Genomic DNA, 17268 nt, shown 5'->3' with positions numbered 1-17268 from the left:
TCCCTTTTAATCAGCATTCCTTATTTTGCTTTTGATCAAATTCCTAAAAGTTTTTGACAAAAATTTCCAATACTACTCAATTGCGCTATTTTCGGTGATTAAAGTCACAAAAGCAAGCAAAAACCCTTAATAGTAAATTTTGGCTCACTAAGGTGCAATGACACACTTTTTTTGTAAATACTGGCAAATTAATTAAAAACACTGTTAAACACACTTATTTTGCTGCTAAGGTATTAACTTTCAGGCACTTTTACTAGAGTTTTACCCTCGCCCTTGTAATACAACTTTTGCTACAAAGCCATCAGATTTATATCAAAAAAAGCATGATTACTGGGGCCACCATGCTTTGGATTACGTGTGTGTTTAATAAAAACTGATCTCTACTCTACGCCCTTGCTCTCATCAGCTTCATAGTCAAAGAAGTCAAAGTCGGCATGGTGACTATGGAAGAGGCTATCAGAGCAAGTAATACCAACAAAGGTGCCTGTAAATTCACCAAACTTGCAATACTCATCTGAGAACTTATAAGTTTCAAACTCAGGGCCAATCTTAGTAAGTGCCCCTACTTTGCTCTTAATATCGCATCCAGGCTCTTTATAGCCCCATTCAAAGTTAAATTTGCGACCATTAAAGTTAACTCTAAATACCAGCTCTCGATCGTCTTCTACCTTAAGGCGGGTATTTAGCATTTCATTTTTAGCACCATTTTCTAAATGGATAATAGAAATGGCACTTCCTTGTAAGGTCTGAGAGTAGTACTTACGTAAAAATACATAATTTTGATTATCGTAATATACGATTAAACCTGCACTGTGGTGATAGACCTCAGGCTTAAAGTCCATAGCAGTAGTAACAGTAGCGTAAACTGAGGTTAATTTACGAGCTAACAAGCTTACTTTATTTAAAGAGGCTTGAGACTCACAACCACGTATACGCACATAGCCAGGACGCTCTGCAACAGAGGCAAATGTATTAGGCATAATGCGAGGGGCATAATAGTAATTATTAAGCTTCTCACCTACAAAATCATCAGCATTGCTAGGAGTTGCTAATTCTACTGGAGGTAAGTTTGGCTCTGGCACCTCAAGCTTAGCTAAAACATTATCATCGTAAGGACGCAACCAACCATCCTCAGACCACTTCATCTTTTGAATAGCTGTTTCACGGCCTAAGGTGCAGCATAATTCTGGGACAAAAGGACGAGCAGTTAAATGGAATAAATAAGTCTCACCATTAGGTAAGTCCACATAAGAACCATGACCAGACTTTTGTAGTACTGAATCTGGGTTAAAGTATTTTGGCTTTAAATGGTCAGGATCTTGTCTCTCATTAGATTCATTAATAGTTGAGGTGACAATAGCACCTAGAGGATCAGCCTCATAAGGGCCAAAAGGATTACGGGCACGAGCCATGGTCACGCAATGATTATAGCCAGTACCACCTTCGGCACACATTAAATAGTAGTAGCCATTGCTCTTGGTTAAATGAGGAGCCTCAATGCAGCCACGATTAGTAGTGCCCGCCCAAATACGCTGAGGATAGCCTACCACTTTTTTATTTTGAGCATCATACTCACAAATACAGATTACACCAGGTTTTTCATAGCCCTCACGAGTTTCCCACTCTAAGGCTACTACATACTTTTTGCCATCATCATCATGCAAAATAGAAGCATCAAAACCACTAGAGTGTAAATACACAGGCTCTGACCATGGGCCGCAAATATCAGAGGCGCTAATTACATAATTGTCCACGTCAAAATAGCGGGAATTCATAGAATTCATTACGCCATAAACCACGTAGAACTTATCTTCGGCCTCACAATAGGTAAGGCAAGGAGCCCAAATACCCTTGGCACTTGGCAACTTAGTTAAATCTACTTGATCGCTTAGTACATGGGTCAAGAGCTCCCAATGTACTAAATCTTTAGAGTGATATACAGGAATACCAGGCAGCCACTCAAAAGAAGATACTGCTACATAGTAATCATCACCCTTACGGCAAACACAAGGATCTGGGTTAAAACCCTTAAAAATAGGATTAGTGATCATGATGGAACTCTTGAAAAAACTTTGGCTCTTAAGCGCCCGCCCTGGCAGCTCCAGCTAACAGCAGCTTATCAAGGCCCTCTTAGCAAGCAAGGATAAGCTAGGCATTGCCTGCGCTTAGCCAGGTCAGCCAGACTGGCATGGGCCAGACTGGCATAGCCAGGCATGGCCAAGCATGGCCAGGCTAGGCTCGGCTTGATGGGTGCGCCTATTGGAGCTCTCTATATGAGAGAAATCTATGGTGAAGTTTGGTGCCGCTAGTAGACACGATACGACTAAAAGTCTGATTTAAACCAGTTAAAGGCGTGGCAGCGGCCTAAATCCCAGCTATCCCAACCTATCCAGTTTTTGGAATTAACAGTGTCAAACAAGATTTTGTAATTCCAATAATAATGGCCTAAACCTAGCTTCCAAATATTCATTTGAGCTTTGCATAAGGCTTGATAAATCTTAGTACGCTCAGCTAATGGTAGACCTTGATTGGAGCTATCAGAAACTACGCCGTTGAGTACACTTTGGCCACCCTTAGTGTCATAGCCACAAGCTAAGGAGTTGAACATACACCACTCACCGCAAATCACATCATGAACTTTGCAGGCCTCAAGATATTGGGCCTTGAGATTATGTTCTAAGTAATCAAGGTAGCTTTCTAACTTTTGCTCACAGCCATTTGATTCCACCATCATTAAATACTGGTGGGTATCTAAAATGACATTAGGGTATTTTTGCTTATCAGCCATGAAGTCTTGCCAAGCTAATAGCTCAAAAGCATCATGGAACACCACCTTTTTATCGCAATCTAGGTGCATATTAATACGCTGATAAGCTTCAGTATAAAAATCACGTAAAAAGTCTAAAGTGTTAGGAGCAGATCCTGCGGCCAATTGAGGATCACGAGCTGGATAGCGCTTAGGAAGATTTATAAGATTCCACATGCGCTCAGAGATTGGCTCATTTAAAATTTGAATGCCTAATAAAGCCTTATGATTGCCATAACGCACTGCAAGGCGCTCTAGCACACTAAGGACAAACTCAACTTCCTCAGGAGTTTGGCTCCACTTGCACACACCTTGGATACCGCCATTGTCAAAGCCATTTTGTCCCATAGGGGCTGTGTGCAGATCGATTAATACGCTGATACCATAGTGCTCAGCCCAGCTCATGGCGTTGTCTAATTCATTAATACAGCCAATAAAAGGTTCACGATCGCCAAAGATAAAATAAGGAACAGGAATACGAACTGAATTAATATCCATGCCTTTTAATAGTACGAAATCACGCTCGCTAATGTATTCGGCACGGTGCTGAGCAATGCGACTTTCATAATCGCTACGCTCAAGTGTTCTAGGCAAATAATACTCATCGTCAGCATCACTATTACGAAATAGCTGTGGACTCATCCATTTTTCTAACACTAACCAACTGCCTAAATTAGCTCCGTTAAGAAAAGACTTGCTCACGACCAACACCCCTCTTAATGATTATCTGTCTAGCCTATAAAACTAGCTAGCCATGCTGTTGGCCATATAGACTAACAGCATGGCTAAAAAAATAGTGTCCCATTTAAGATCACGTGCTCGTGCACGGATTTTTAGGGAAAGCTAGAACTAGCTAATACTTACTATTAGGTAATATTCTCCTAACAGTCCTAGAATAATTTCCTCACAAGTAAAGCATACTTTCTTACAGATATTGACCTATCTTGCAGCTAGCTTTTTCTCCTCATTACAACTAGCTAAGGCTCCTAAGCGGGAATCTTTTTCAATTAACAAAGATATCCGTATCTGTATGGGGATACACCCTATACTTTACGGGATAAATATTAATCCTTTTGATAATAGGTCTCTAGGGACTATACTCACTTTGTATGGGGCTAAATTCACTTATTTAGATTCTGGGATCTGCGTCAAACTATGATATATTGCCTTAAATAAGCCTATTGTGGAGATTATCAGCTATGGGAAAAAATCATGTTAACCATCTTGAGCCTATCATTACTTATGAAAAGCTTCCTGTACGCTTTTTCCGCTCTGGTGACTATGGCTCTTTTATTCCTTTTCACTATCATCCAGCTTTAGAGCTTATTTTACTGACTAAGGGTAAGCTAAAAGTTGAAACCCCAGATCAGGCTACCTCTCACGCCTGTATGAAATGTGCTATTCCTGCATTTCCTAGTGTCTTGCCTAAAAGTATTAGTGAGCTTAAGCAGACTAAGTTGGTCTTTAGTGATCCTATGCCTACCTATGAGGCTGATCTTCCTAATCAATGCTCTTTAAACGCCCAAGGCGCTAATCTGGTTTTGATCAACAGTAATGAGCTTCATAACTCGTCTTGTACCAGTTATAACGAAGCCTATGTGTTGCAAATTCCTGAGAGCTTCTTAGAGTCAGAACTTAATTATGACTCTCCTATGCCACTACGCTTTGATCTTAAACGTGCCTCCTTGACTTGTTTAGAGCAAATGGCCCAATACTTATTAGAACTTACTGTTGCTCACGAATACTGCCAAGGTGAATTAGGCTTTAAAGTGCACTTTAATCATGGCTTATACGGAATATTATCTTGCCTCATGGAGATGATAATTCCAAATATTCAGCCAGAAAGCCATCTTGAGCATAAGGTTGCGCTAGGTTCTAATTTAAAGAATAAGTGTCTAGCTCAGCAACATGCTTTAGAACAACATGCTGATGCTTTATTAGAAAAAGAGCCTGTTAATGCTTTGCCTGGTAGCACCACCTTAATGATGCCTAGCATTAATGATTTATCCAGCAAGACTAATGCTTTTACCACTGAGCATATTATGCCTGACCATACTTGTTATATGGGGATTAGTGATAGCAACAAAGTTCTTCAACTCGACCCTTATAATCAAGAAAAGCAGATCAATATCGATATGAATCTTGATACTAACTTATATCCTGATAACAATAGTAACGATCTATCTTGCTTATCTCTCCATGGTACCTCAGGCTCAAATAGCAGTGATTTATCTACTCTTGCTCTTAGTGCACCTGAGATTAACAGCACTTTAAATAAAGACTTAGTTTCTTTTGCACAAATTAATAAGAGTGATACTAACTTAAACAACCAATGTATGCCTTATAGTTTCTCGCTTGATGATGAGGATGATGACTTTGTTTTAACCACCTCAAATAACAAAGAAACTAGCAAAAAACCAGATCTAGAGACCAAGGTATTACGCCGAGGACCTAGTGCTGAACAGTTAGAGGCCGAGGCTAAAGTTGCAATTGCTCTTAACAAGAATATGAGCTTGCGCCGTATTCAGCCTGTACTAGACTACTTAAAGGTTCACTACCATGAACAAATTAAACTCCAGGATATGGCTGATCTTATCAACTTGCATCCACGCTATTTTTGCCGTGTCTTTAAAGACGCAGTAGGCATGAGCCTCTTGTCCTATGTGGCTGAATTGCGCCTCTGTCATATCTACAATGATTTAACAGAGACCAAAACTCTAATCTCAACCATTATGAGAAGGCATGGCTATTCAGACCATAAGCAGTTTTATCGCTCCTTTAAAGCCCGCTTTAAAGTAACCCCTAAAGAAGTACGTGCTATGGTAAAGTCCAATCAGGATCCAACCCCAAAGAGCCACTCATACTTTGAGCGCTACTCTAGCGAGTACCACTCCAAGGGACACATCAACGATCAAAATTCATCAAGCTAGCTCTAAAACTTGCCCCACCTATCCTACTCTGGTGCGCCTCTCTCCATAATAAAAACCATACAGGGCGCACCACCAACCAAGAAGCCCATATCATCCCAGCTCTTTTCCTTATTTATCCTATCAAGCCTCTGCCTTAAGAGCACAGATCTTAAAAGATTGGTCAGGTATTGGTGGGTAGACTTGATGGCAAGTTAGTTTTGTTGTCTGGTAGTAATGCTGATAAAATATAGGTTTGCGTATCGGTTTAGCCTAATATAGGCACTAACATACATAAGTAAGATTCTGTTTATTAATGATGTATCTTACCTATGGAAAAATTGTTAACTTTAGATACTCAAAGACTCTTTCTTTAGTTGTAGTTTATAGTATGAGGTGTAGCTTGCTCATTAGAAAAACCACCCAAGAGGATTTAGCTGTTTTAGACCAACTGTTTGATACTTGTCGTGCTTATATGAAAGCTCAGGGCAACCCTACTCAATGGGATGAAAACTACCCTACTGCTAAAGTAGTAGCCCAAGACGTGCTCTCTGGTCATGGCTATGTATGCGTTGATGAGCAAAACCAAGTACTTGCTAGTTTTGCCCTTGGTGATTACGAAGCTGAATACGATCGCTTACAAAATGGCAAATGGAATTCTGATGAGCCTTACATTGTCATCCATCGTATGGGAGCTCTTCCTGAAAAAGGTGCTGGTAATTTCATTTTTAAAGAGCTGACCGCTAAGTATCCTTATATTCGTATTGATACTCACGAGGACAATAAGACCATGCTTCATCTTTTAGAAAAGTTTGGCTTTAAGTTCTGCGGCATTGTCCATTATCCTGGCTATGGCGATCGTGTAGCCTACGATTATGTACGCCCAAATTAATATTTAGGACTGATTACTATGCTGAAAATTCGATTAGCTAAAGAAAGCGACTTTGCACGTATTGATGAGCTTTTTGATGAAGCTCGTACCTATATGGCCAGCTATGGCAATACCACCCAATGGACTAATGGCTTTCCTAATAGCTCTACCTTGGTGGATGCTCTTGCTAAAAATGAGGCCTTTGTTTGCATTGAAGATAGCCAAAATGACCTTGTAGTGGGTGTTTTTGTACTATCTAATTACGAGCCTGTTTACCATCAGTTAGATGGCCAATGGCAAGCTGATCGTGACTATGTAGTTATTCACCGCTTAGCCACTGCTAGCGGCTTTGGTGCAGGGCAGTTTATCTTTAATGAAGTAATGAAGAACCACGATTATATTCGTGTTGATACTCATAAGAACAATAAGCCTATGCTCCATATTATGGATAAGCTTGGCTTTAAGTATATTGGTGTGGTTCAGTATGAGCGTCCAGGTGGTGATGGTGAGCGTGTTTGCTACGACTACTTAAAAGCATAATACCTCACTCTTCATATAATGAAAGAGCACCTTTTAAGGTGCTCTTTTGATATATGGAGGCTCAATTAAGCATCAATGAAGATCATTATGCTTATAGCGAGCTTTTGGTTAGTAGAAACTTACTTATTTCTTAGTCTCAGCAGCAGCTGTGCCGAGATTAAAGTTATAAATTGGGGAGTAAGGAATTTCTATGGTGCAATTTTTAATAGGATAACCTATTAAATCCTCAGTAATTGGCTGACCATCAATGTAAGCCTTAGCCATACGTATCATGACATCAGCAGTGGCCTTATAGTCATTAAGCACAGTACCAGTCATAACACCACGCTCAATAGCTTCTAAAGCTGATGGAATGGCATCAATACCAAAAACAGGAATAAATTGGCTATTAGGAACATCTGGATTGTTATAACCAACAGCCTGCAAAGACTTAATTGCGCCTAAAGCCATAGCATCATTGTTGCTAACAATCAGTTCAATAGAAGCAATACCTTTTTCGCTAATAATCCTAGTCATCTCATTTTGAGCTACGCTTGGTGACCATTGACCACTAGCAATAGCCACAGGCTTAAGCTTAATACCTGCATCGAGCATGGTTCTTACAAAAACATTACTACGAGCAGCAGTATCTACATGAGATGGCTCACCTTTTAAGATTACGTAATTGATATAACCATCTTTATTACGATCAATCTCTGGATGCTGCTTTAAAGCTTCTATTACTAGTGAGGCCTGATAATAGCCTGCTTGATTAATGTTAGATCCTACATACCAAGCATCTTTATAGCTGCTTAAAGCCTCTTGGGTAGGCTTACGATTAAAGAAAATAATAGGAACATTTTGTTGCTTAGCAGCACGCAAAGCATTTAAGCCATTTTGATTATCAACAGGATTTACCAAAATTGGAGTCTTTTTCTTGTTGACGGATAAAGCTGTCTGAATTTGCGATGCTTGACGCATGAGATCATCTTGAGCATCAAATTGAGCAATCTTAATTCCAGATCCAATAGCTAAATCTTGTAATGAGGTACTCAATTGATTGATGTACATGTCATTTAAAGAATAGTAAAAAACTCTTACTGGATCTTGATTATTCGCCCATACAGCACTAGAACCCAAAGTGGCTAAAGCCATAGCGGCTGTAGCAAATATCTTTTTAATTTTCATGGCAAAAACCTCGTGTGTGCACCGCATTATAAGTCAAGAACCTAAAGGCTCTTAAATTTGCACCTTATACAAGCCTTATGCACTAAGCTCTATGAGGCACCCTTGCAACAAGGCCCAACCACTATTACCTTTTTACCCTTAGCCAAACTGGACTAAGCCAGGCTTTGCCATAGCCTTGGCCATGGCCATGGCCATGGCCAAGCCAAACTTGGTCTGGCAACGTCTGGCAAGGGCAGGAGAAGCCTGGCCTTGCCTGGCCAGGATAAGTTTACGAATAAGATCCCTAAACTGAGATTTAAAATATGTTTGTAGGTTAGAGGTATATAGTAAAGTGCAAGTGTGCCTGTTAGACCTACTCGCTATCGGCTAAAGCTTGAACTGCACACTTTTCAACAGCAATACCAGCCTTATAACGCTCAATAAACTTATTGTAGCCTACTACATTTTGCTCAATTGGGCTTAAAGTTGAGCCTTGGGCATTAGCAAATACCTTATTGTTTAAGAACTCTGGTAAGGTCTCACCATCTTTCTTATCAACCATAAAGGCAGCTAATACAGCCTGACCCCATGGGCCACCTTCACCTGCTGTTTCCATAACAGATACAGGTACTTCCACAGCATCAGCCATAAATTGCTGACCTACACCCTTAGTCTTAAATAAACCACCATGACCTAAGAGGCGATCAATCTTAACGTGCTCTTCTTTAACTAAGATATCCATACCAATCTTGATAGCACCTAAAGAAGTGTAAAGGTGGGTACGCATAAAGTTAGCTAAATTGAACTTAGAGTGTGGAGTTCTTACGAATAATGGACGGCCCTCTTCAAGACCAGTAATGAACTCACCAGATAAATAGCCATAGCTTAATAAGCCGCCGCAATCTGCATCTCCTTCTAAAGCATTGCGATAGAGCATGCCATAAAGATCATTTGGATCAAGCTTATTACCTGATAAAGCGGCAAACTCACCAAAGAGATTTACCCAAGCATTTAAGTCAGAAGTACAGTTATTAGCATGAACCATGGCTACAGGTAAGCCATCTGGAGTGGTTACCATATCGATTTCACGATGTAATTTAGATAAGGCCTTCTCTAGTACAATCATGGCAAAAATTGAGGTACCAGCAGAAACATTACCAGTGCGTACTGCAACAGCATTAGTAGCCACCATACCAGTACCAGCATCACCCTCTGGAGGGCAAAGAGGAATGCCACTTTGTAACTTACCACTAGGGTCTAAAAGCTTAGCACCTTCTGCTGTTAATGAACCTGCATCATCACCAGCTACTAAAACCTTTGGTAATAAGTCTTTAATTTGCCAAGGCATGCCCTCAGGCTCAATTAAAGTAGCAAACTTAGCAAGTAAGTCCTGATCAAAGTCCTTGATATTAGAATCAATTGGGAACACACCAGCAGCATCACCAATACCTAATACCTTTTGACCAGTTAACTTGAAGTGAATATAACCAGCTAAGGTAGTAAAGAAAGCAACATCCTTAACATGGCTCTCATGATTAATAATGCAGTGGTATAAGTGAGCAATAGACCAACGCTCAGGAATATTAAATTGTAAATAATCAGTAAGTTTGGCAGAGGCTGCATTAGTATTGGAGTTACGCCAAGTTCTAAATGGTACTAAAAGCTCATCTTCTTTGTTAAAGGCCAAGTAACCATGCATCATGGCAGAAAAGCCAATAGACTTTAACTTGGTAATTTCAAGGCCATAACGCTCCTTTACATCAGCTTGCAAGGAAGCATAGCAAGAGTGTAGACCAGACCAAATGTCATCTAAAGAATAAGTCCAGAGGCCATTTTCTAAACGGTTTTCCCAATCGTGTGCACCAGTTGCAACTACTTGGCATTGCTCATCAATTAATACAGCCTTAATACGGGTGGAACCAAACTCAATGCCTAAGGAACATTGCAATAAATCTAAACTCATCTCATTTACCTATTACATAAAATATTATGGGTTTATTCAGGCCAAAATAGCTAGCCTGTAGAGCGCAGTTATTTAAATAAGCTCGCTCTTAAAATTTTTTCTTACACCTTGCCCCAAACCAGCCTGCAAAGAGCCAAGCTTTGCATGGACTTGCCATGCAAGGCCTTGCTCCGTGTGGCCTTGCCACGCAAGGCTTGGCTGCTATGCTAAACTGGTTTGATGGCAAGATATTAAGCCTTGAATTGACTGCTGTTAGCTAGTCTATTTCTTGGCATTTTTCTTATTTAAAGACTCTGCGCTTAAGCTCATTAAGCGGTTCTTATGCTCGTTAACTAATGCCTGCATTACGATGAATAAGCATAATAAGATACCAACTACAATCTTTGTCCACCAAGCTGATAGGGAACCTTGGAAGTTAATAATAGTTAAAATGGTACCTTGAATCATTACACCAATAATGGTGCCTGGAATAAAGCCTACACCGCCCATTAATTGAGTGCCACCAATAACTGATGAGGCAATAGCATCCATCTCCATACCCATACCGTGGAAAGTATTACCAGAGAGCATGATCCAAGAGAAGACAATACCACCTAAAGAGGCACAGAAACCTGAAATGATATAGACCTTGATACGAATGAGATCGACCTTTAAGCCCATTAAACGAGCAGATTGCTCATTACCACCAACAGCGTATACAGAGCGACCAAAAGCGGTATAACGTAATACTAAAGTAGCAATTACTACCACTACTAGGGCTAAGATAGCACCAATTGAGATAAAGGAATCGCCAATCTCAACTGACATAAAGGATAGCTCGCCATACCACTCATTATTGATAGCTACTGATTCACGAGAAATCATAGCGGTTAAACCACGGCATAAGAACATTGTGCCTAAGGTTACAATAAATGGCTGGAGCTTAAAGTAAGTAATAAAGAAGCCATTAATAAGGCCAATTACTACACCAATACATAAACCAATAGCCATGCACCATACTGGATGGATATCAGTATCACGCATTAAAAAGGCTAAAGTCATACAGGTTAAGGATAAGACGGCACCTACCGACAAGTCGATACCACCACCACCTGAAATAATGGCAAAAGTAATACCTACAGTGATAATGATTAAGTGGGCATTATCAATGAGTAAGTTTAAAAATACTTGTAAAGAAAAGAAGCCCTCAAACCAGACAGCACCAATGCCAAACAAAATAATAAATAGTAAGGTCGTCACATAGAAAGAAAAGCGTGGCGAGGCTACTAAATTACTAAAGAACTTAGCCATTTGCGACCTCCTTAGAGTTTGATGAATCGAGCTTCTTTAAGCGCCAAGCACGAAACATTTCTTTGAATCTTTCTGACTGAATGGTAATGATCAATAAAATAACTACAGCTTTAATAGCTGGCAAAATATCAGAAGGAACGCCTATGGCATACATAGTAGTAGTTAAGGTCTGAATAGTGATCGCACCAATAATAGTACCACCAATATAATAACGACCACCTACCATCAAGGTACCACCTAAGGTAACAGCCAAGATGGCATCCATTTCCATATTTAAGCCTGCATTGTTGGCATCAGCAGCTCTAATCAAGGAGCTTTCAATTAAGCCAGCAGTACCTGCACAAAAGCCTGAGAAGATATAAACAGCAAATAAAACAGCTGTTACCTTAACACCAGCATAACGTGAAGCTGTAGCATTAATGCCAACTGATTGAATCATCAAGCCTAAAGAAGTCTTCTTATCTAAGAAGATTACTAAAGCTACCATGATAAAAGCAATTAACATGGCAGTAGGTAACATAAAGCCAGGAATTACACCGCCAATATAGCTAAATGGCTTATAGTAAACAGTAATAATCTGACCATCAGTTAACAGCTGAGCAATACCACGACCAGAAGTCATTAAGATTAAGGTAGCCACCATGGCTTGAATCTTAAACTTAGCAACCAAAGTACCATTCCAAATACCTGAAATGACACCTGCACACAAAGCAGCAATAATGGCAACAATAAATGGATAGTCAGGCACACCACTAACATCACCGCCCAGTAAGAGACAGCAAGTAGCTGCTGAAATAGCTACTACTGCACCTACAGAAATATCCACACCGCCAGTGGCAATAACAAAAGTCATACCCAAGGAGAGGATAATTAAAGATGAAGCACGGTATAAAATATCGATAGGACGGCCATAGAGATTGCCGTTATCCATCATTTGAATAGAAAAGAAGTCATCTACGAAAATAGCATTGAAAATGAGCAGTAAAGACAAAGCTGCTAAAGGCAATGCTAAAGAGCTTGATGACAATTTTTTAATTGCTTCCATGATAGTCTCCTGCGATAGCCTGCATAATATGGGCTGTAGAGATCTCATCTCCATTGAGCTCGGTTAACTTCTCGTGATCACGAATGATCAAAATACGAGAACAAGTACGAACCATTTCACCCATCTCACCAGAGATGAAGACCACGCTCATACCTTCCTCTTTAGCTAAGCGTACGGCTAAGGCCTCAATTTCAGACTTAGTACCTACGTCAATACCACGAGTAGGCTCATCTAAAATTAAAAGATTTGGCTTGGTAGCTAACCAACGAGCAATAATTACTTTTTGCTGGTTACCGCCAGAGAGGTTCTTAATTAACTGCTCACGATCTGAAACTTTGATACGTAACAGCTCAATATATTTATCAGCTAAAGCCTTTTGCTCACTCATAGGCATATGTTTAAACATGCCATCTTTAGCTTGTAGCGCCAAAATAATATTTTCACGTACTGATAGATCACCAATGATGCCAGCAATCTTTCTGTCCTCAGGACAAAAAGCAATGCGGTTCATCATTTGATCCATTGGCTCTTTAACCTTTACTGATACGCCATCTACTTTGATTTCACCAGAATTAATTGGGGTAACACCAAAGAGCATATCAGCAATTTCAGTACGACCAGAACCTAGAAGACCTGCAAAACCAACAACCTCGCCCTTTTTAATGTTCATGGTTAAGTCTTTTACCTTACCATCAACTACCACATTGTTAGTCTCAACAATGTATTCGTCCTTTGGTACAGACTTATCTACATTGGACTCGATTTGGTTTTCGTTAACTTCCTTACCCATCATCTTAGAGATAAGCTGCAAGCGCTCTAAGTGAGGAATATCATATTCGCCCACATACTCACCATCACGTAAAATGGTAATACGATCGCAAATGGTATAAATCTGCTCTAAGAAGTGAGAAATAAAGATAATGGAAATACCTTGTGCCTTTAATTTGCGCATAATGGCAAAGAGGCGCTCGGTTTCACGATCTGATAATGAAGAAGTTGGCTCGTCTAAGATTAAAATCTTACATTGAGTATCAATCGCACGAGCAATAGCAATCATTTGTTGAACGGCTACAGGATAGAAGCTTAAAGTTTTATCCACGTCCAAGTCCAAGCCAAGCTCATTTTTCAAGAGCTCTTTAGCTTGGCTATTCATCTTATGCCAGTCAATTTGACCAAAAGAACCACGTGGCTCACGGCCAATATAAATATTTTCAGCAACGGTTAAATTACCACAGAGGTTAACCTCTTGGTATACGGTAGAAATACCAATTTGTTGACTTTGTAGTGGTGATTGTGGCTCAATCTGCTTGCCATCATAAAAAACCTGACCAGCAGTTTTATGGTATACACCAGTTAGAACCTTAACTAAAGTGGATTTGCCTGCGCCGTTTTCACCCATTAAGGAGTGAATCTCACCTTTTTTAAGGTTAAACTTGGCTTTCTTTAACGCCTTAACTCCTGGAAAGAACATGTCAATATCCTTCATTTGAAGGATAAATTCATCATTTTCGCCCATGAGTGCCTCCATCTTGTAACAATAATGAAAGCTGTGCCCTATCTACTAACCAAATTAAATCCAGAAATTTTGTCTAAATCGTTTTGAATGACAAGTTATTTTTAAGCTCTTGAGTAACCGATAATTTGCGAACGCATGCTATTTATCAAGAAACCCTGTTTTTATCTAGCTTATCTTAACGATTCCGTAATCGTTTGCGATTTGGGCTAAATAAAAAGAACAGCCCTTTATCTGTCATTTATCTTTTGGGATAGCCATTAAGTTATGGCAAACATAAAAAAAAGCCCCCAACTACGCAGCTTACATTGTTATGCAATCTATGTAGCAGTGAGCTCCTTTTTAGATTTAATTTAGGGCACATGCTAAGGGCTGGTTCCTCTATAACTTCCAGGCCTAGCCCTTGTTATGTGTGTGTGTTTACTACTTATTCTTAAGCACAAAAGTTAAGATTAGTACTTACGGGTTGGGAATACTTCAGCTGCGGTAGAGGCATCATATACGCCTTCCTCAACGTATACGCTCTTAGGTACGCTCTCACCGTTTAAGATCTTCTTACAGGTCTCAAAGAAGAGGTCGCCCTGAAGTGGGTTACACTCAACAGTTGCGTTGGCCTTACCCTCAATCATAGCCTGGAACATGCCCTTAACAGCATCAGCACCTACAATGATAATGTCCTTGGCTGGCTTTAAGCCTGCAGCTTCGATAGCCTGGATGGCACCTAAAGCCATATCGTCGTTTTGAGCAAATAGCACATCAATGTCGTTACGATAGGTCTTTAAGAAAGACTCCATAACCTCTTGGCCCTTTTGACGGGTGAAGTCACCAGTTTGAGAAGCTAAAATCTTATAATGATCCTTATTGGATGAAGCAGCAAGAGCCTCATTAAAGCCCTTGGTACGGCCTACAGCAGCAGATGCACCTACAGTACCCTCAAGTACTACGATATTAATGGTCTTACCGCCATTACGTGGCTTAACATTGTTCTTGGTGACATACTCGTCAATCCATCTAAAGGCCTTACGACCTTCTTCTACTTGATCAGTACCAATCTTAGCAACGTATAAGCTGTCATCAGATACCTTTAAGTCACGATCCATAACAACTACAGGGATCTTGGCACGCTTGGCCTCACGTAATACGTTATCCCAACCAGTCTCAACGATAGGTACGAAGCCAATTACGTCAACCTTCTGAGAAATGAAGGTACGAATAGCACGAATTTGGTTTTCTTGCTTTTGCTGAGCATCAGAGAACTTTAACTCTACACCAGCACGCTCGGCAGCAGCCTTAACATCATTGGTATTTGCAGTACGCCACTCAGACTCTGCACCAATCTGAGAGAAACCAATTACAATCTTATCATCTGCGGCTTGGGCAAAAGTGGTGGAAGCTAAAATAGCACCTAAACCTAAAGCTAGTAAAGACTTAGAAATTCTCATTTCTGACTCCTCAAATAAACCACAAAACAAAACGTTTAGAACAGACGGCACTAAAAGCAAAGAGGTGTCGCAATAATAAAGAAGCTAAACGCTAGCATTGAATGTGCTTATATAACATGTATTTACTACAATTAAGAAAAGCTATTATTACTTTTCTTTTCATGTTTTCTTTTTCATGACAATGCGCAACGTTATCTAAAACGATTGCGTATTTGTAATTTAGCGCTATCTACTAAATTATTAAAACTTTAATCACTAAATTTGTGATATCGGCCCGCAAATTTTCGTATTTATCAATGAAAATAAGATATAGCTCAAATTTTGCGCAATTTTTATCAACTAAGAATATTAGCTCACTTATAGATATGCTCAAAATATCGATAAAAATCCCATTTTACCCCCATTAAACCTCCCATAATTCCTCCTCACCAAAAAACATCATCCAACCCTACAACTACCATAGCTCAAACAATCTCCGTAAAATCGCAATCGTTTACGACCTTTTACCCAACCCTACCACAAAAAAAAAAATCCCCTCACAGCCACTACTCACCATCTCAATCACCCGCCCCTCGTCACCATTTTGAGCTCACGTCCCCATACACATGTATATACCACGTACCAACTCACTCCAGATCTGCCACAATCCCTATTTGTCCAACCCTGCTCCAGTCTTGCCCTTAGCTACACTTAGCAACCAAGTTCCTACTCTACATTGCAATACTTTGCATTTTTCTACGCAGATCTGCTCCGTACTGTCTTGCACTATCATTTAATGCCTAAGCTTCAATCAAGTTATGGCTAGCACTAATACTTATACACTACCCAATACTACGCCTCAACAAAGGTTGAATACTGGTTGTTTAGCAAACAAAACAAATCCCCTGATGGCTCGCAGCCATGGCCATGGCCATAACTGCGGCTATCAGGGGACTGATTGAACTTATTAAGCTTTAAAAAATGCTATCTTTAGCTTGGATCGTAGAATAATACTTCATCCCACTCTAAGCCTAAGGCCTCATCGATAGCGTCCATTTGACCTTGCTCTTTAAATACTTGTAGCTGGGCTAAGCTATCTTTGATATAGCCAGAAGATGGTTTAATCATAGTATTAATTACATCGTCTACCATGAAAGCAAAGAAAGCATCAGCAAGCTCATCATCTTCGTCGTACGCAGAGCTGTCAAATTCCTCAAAGTCCTCAGGATCTTCCATCTCAAAGATCTCAACAGGCTCTAATAGAACTCTAGCACCTGTATTAAGATATTGGTCTAAAGCAGCATGAGCCTCGGTAATCATTTGCTCATATTGTTCTGTGCTAATAATGTCTTTGCTCTTACACTGCTCTAAGAAGTCAAAAAGCTTCTTATAGCCCTGATCAAAATCTCCCTCAATAGCCCAAGGCAAATCACTATCAAAGACACGAGAGGTGACTTTTTGAGTATCACCACTAACCAACAAAATATGGCTTAATGGAATTTCATAAGCACACTCACTAAGGCCCTTGCACTCATCATCCTTAGTCTTAACAAAAAGATAGCTACGATTAGCCATATCACACCACTCCTAAATCTAAACAGGCATTAAGTACTATATTACAATAAGCACAACTAAGTACGGTGAACTACTCCCTCCAAACCTTGCGATTATGGAGGGAGCTTCTTGGGTTGGTTACTAGGTTCCCTTTTATGAGACCTCCTTACTCACTCTTAGGTTACCATAATTATTAAGTTCCCTTAATAACCT

The 17268-nt window shown here is 40.0% G+C and carries 12 protein-coding genes; 3 read left to right on the top strand and 9 right to left on the bottom strand.

The genetic code is table 11. The features are described from left to right. Nucleotides 1-380 precede the first annotated feature (380 nt). Both MXE38_RS06115 and MXE38_RS06110 read right to left on the bottom strand, forming a co-directional pair. A complete protein-coding gene (locus tag MXE38_RS06115) occupies nt 381-2051 on the bottom strand; it encodes a glycoside hydrolase family 43 protein (RefSeq protein WP_246913207.1) in 1671 nt (556 codons plus the stop codon). Between the two features lie 272 nt (nt 2052-2323). Then, nucleotides 2324-3508: a cellulase family glycosylhydrolase gene (locus tag MXE38_RS06110; RefSeq protein WP_246913206.1), complete on the bottom strand. Its 1185-nt coding sequence runs from the start codon at nt 3506-3508 to the stop codon at nt 2324-2326. A 497-nt stretch (nt 3509-4005) separates the two neighbouring features. Here MXE38_RS06110 and MXE38_RS06105 point away from each other — a divergent pair, with 497 nt between their 5' ends. From MXE38_RS06105 to MXE38_RS06095, 3 genes are all read left to right on the top strand, one after another. After that, the gene (locus MXE38_RS06105) at nt 4006-5736 is read left to right on the top strand and encodes an AraC family transcriptional regulator (protein ID WP_246913205.1); all 1731 of its coding nucleotides are present in this window, start codon (nt 4006-4008) and stop codon (nt 5734-5736) included. Nucleotides 5737-6115: 379 nt separating this feature from the next. Next, on the top strand, nt 6116-6604 hold the full coding sequence (locus MXE38_RS06100; RefSeq protein ID WP_246913204.1) for a hypothetical protein: 489 nt from the start codon (nt 6116-6118) through the stop codon (nt 6602-6604). Between the two features lie 18 nt (nt 6605-6622). Next, nucleotides 6623-7123 (top strand): GNAT family protein, encoded by a 501-nt coding sequence (locus MXE38_RS06095; RefSeq protein ID WP_246913203.1) that lies wholly within the window; start codon nt 6623-6625, stop codon nt 7121-7123. 123 nt (nt 7124-7246) lie between these two features. Here MXE38_RS06095 and MXE38_RS06090 read toward each other — a convergent pair whose 3' ends face one another. The 7 genes from MXE38_RS06090 to MXE38_RS06060 all read right to left on the bottom strand — a co-directional run bounded on the left by MXE38_RS06090 (nt 7247) and on the right by MXE38_RS06060 (nt 17076). Beyond that, nucleotides 7247-8290, bottom strand: coding sequence for a galactose ABC transporter substrate-binding protein (locus MXE38_RS06090; RefSeq protein WP_246913202.1), 1044 nt, complete (start codon nt 8288-8290; stop codon nt 7247-7249). 352 nt (nt 8291-8642) lie between these two features. Beyond that, entirely contained in the window at nt 8643-10232 is a 1590-nt protein-coding gene (locus MXE38_RS06085; RefSeq protein ID WP_246913201.1) for an FGGY-family carbohydrate kinase, read from the bottom strand. 261 nt (nt 10233-10493) lie between these two features. Continuing rightward, nucleotides 10494-11522 carry a sugar ABC transporter permease YjfF gene (locus MXE38_RS06080; protein ID WP_246913200.1) on the bottom strand — a complete coding sequence of 343 codons (1029 nt, stop codon included), beginning with the start codon at nt 11520-11522 and terminating at the stop codon, nt 10494-10496. After that, nucleotides 11515-12567, bottom strand: a complete 1053-nt coding sequence (locus MXE38_RS06075; protein ID WP_246913199.1) for an ABC transporter permease — start codon at nt 12565-12567, stop codon at nt 11515-11517. The genes MXE38_RS06080 and MXE38_RS06075 overlap by 8 nt, the downstream gene beginning before the upstream one ends. Next, nucleotides 12554-14083 carry a sugar ABC transporter ATP-binding protein gene (locus MXE38_RS06070; protein ID WP_246913198.1) on the bottom strand — a complete coding sequence of 510 codons (1530 nt, stop codon included), beginning with the start codon at nt 14081-14083 and terminating at the stop codon, nt 12554-12556. Before MXE38_RS06070 ends, MXE38_RS06075 begins: the two co-directional genes overlap by 14 nt. A gap of 449 nt (nt 14084-14532) precedes the next feature. Continuing rightward, nucleotides 14533-15522, bottom strand: a complete 990-nt coding sequence (locus tag MXE38_RS06065; protein ID WP_246913197.1) for an ABC transporter substrate-binding protein — start codon at nt 15520-15522, stop codon at nt 14533-14535. Between the two features lie 969 nt (nt 15523-16491). Continuing rightward, complete coding sequence (locus tag MXE38_RS06060) at nt 16492-17076, bottom strand: hypothetical protein (RefSeq protein ID WP_246913196.1); 585 nt, start codon at nt 17074-17076, stop codon at nt 16492-16494. Between the last annotated feature and the right edge of the window lie 192 nt (nt 17077-17268).

The organism is Anaerobiospirillum sp. NML120448 (assembly GCF_023050945.1).
Classification (GTDB): domain Bacteria; phylum Pseudomonadota; class Gammaproteobacteria; order Enterobacterales; family Succinivibrionaceae; genus Anaerobiospirillum.
This window is presented reverse-complemented; position numbering and strand designations above follow the sequence as displayed.

What these genes read in the sequence shown, in the direction of transcription:
- MXE38_RS06095 (WP_246913203.1), top strand. Translation starts at nt 6,623, where the DNA reads ATGCTGAAAATTCGATTAGCTAAAGAAAGCGACTTTGCACGTATTGAT.
- MXE38_RS06090 (WP_246913202.1), bottom strand. Translation starts at nt 8,290, where the DNA reads ATGAAAATTAAAAAGATATTTGCTACAGCCGCTATGGCTTTAGCCACT.
- MXE38_RS06085 (WP_246913201.1), bottom strand. Translation starts at nt 10,232, where the DNA reads ATGAGTTTAGATTTATTGCAATGTTCCTTAGGCATTGAGTTTGGTTCC.
- MXE38_RS06070 (WP_246913198.1), bottom strand. Translation starts at nt 14,083, where the DNA reads ATGGGCGAAAATGATGAATTTATCCTTCAAATGAAGGATATTGACATG.
- MXE38_RS06065 (WP_246913197.1), bottom strand. Translation starts at nt 15,522, where the DNA reads ATGAGAATTTCTAAGTCTTTACTAGCTTTAGGTTTAGGTGCTATTTTA.
- MXE38_RS06080 (WP_246913200.1), bottom strand. Translation starts at nt 11,522, where the DNA reads ATGGCTAAGTTCTTTAGTAATTTAGTAGCCTCGCCACGCTTTTCTTTC.
- MXE38_RS06075 (WP_246913199.1), bottom strand. Translation starts at nt 12,567, where the DNA reads ATGGAAGCAATTAAAAAATTGTCATCAAGCTCTTTAGCATTGCCTTTA.
- MXE38_RS06105 (WP_246913205.1), top strand. Translation starts at nt 4,006, where the DNA reads ATGGGAAAAAATCATGTTAACCATCTTGAGCCTATCATTACTTATGAA.
- MXE38_RS06115 (WP_246913207.1), bottom strand. Translation starts at nt 2,051, where the DNA reads ATGATCACTAATCCTATTTTTAAGGGTTTTAACCCAGATCCTTGTGTT.
- MXE38_RS06060 (WP_246913196.1), bottom strand. Translation starts at nt 17,076, where the DNA reads ATGGCTAATCGTAGCTATCTTTTTGTTAAGACTAAGGATGATGAGTGC.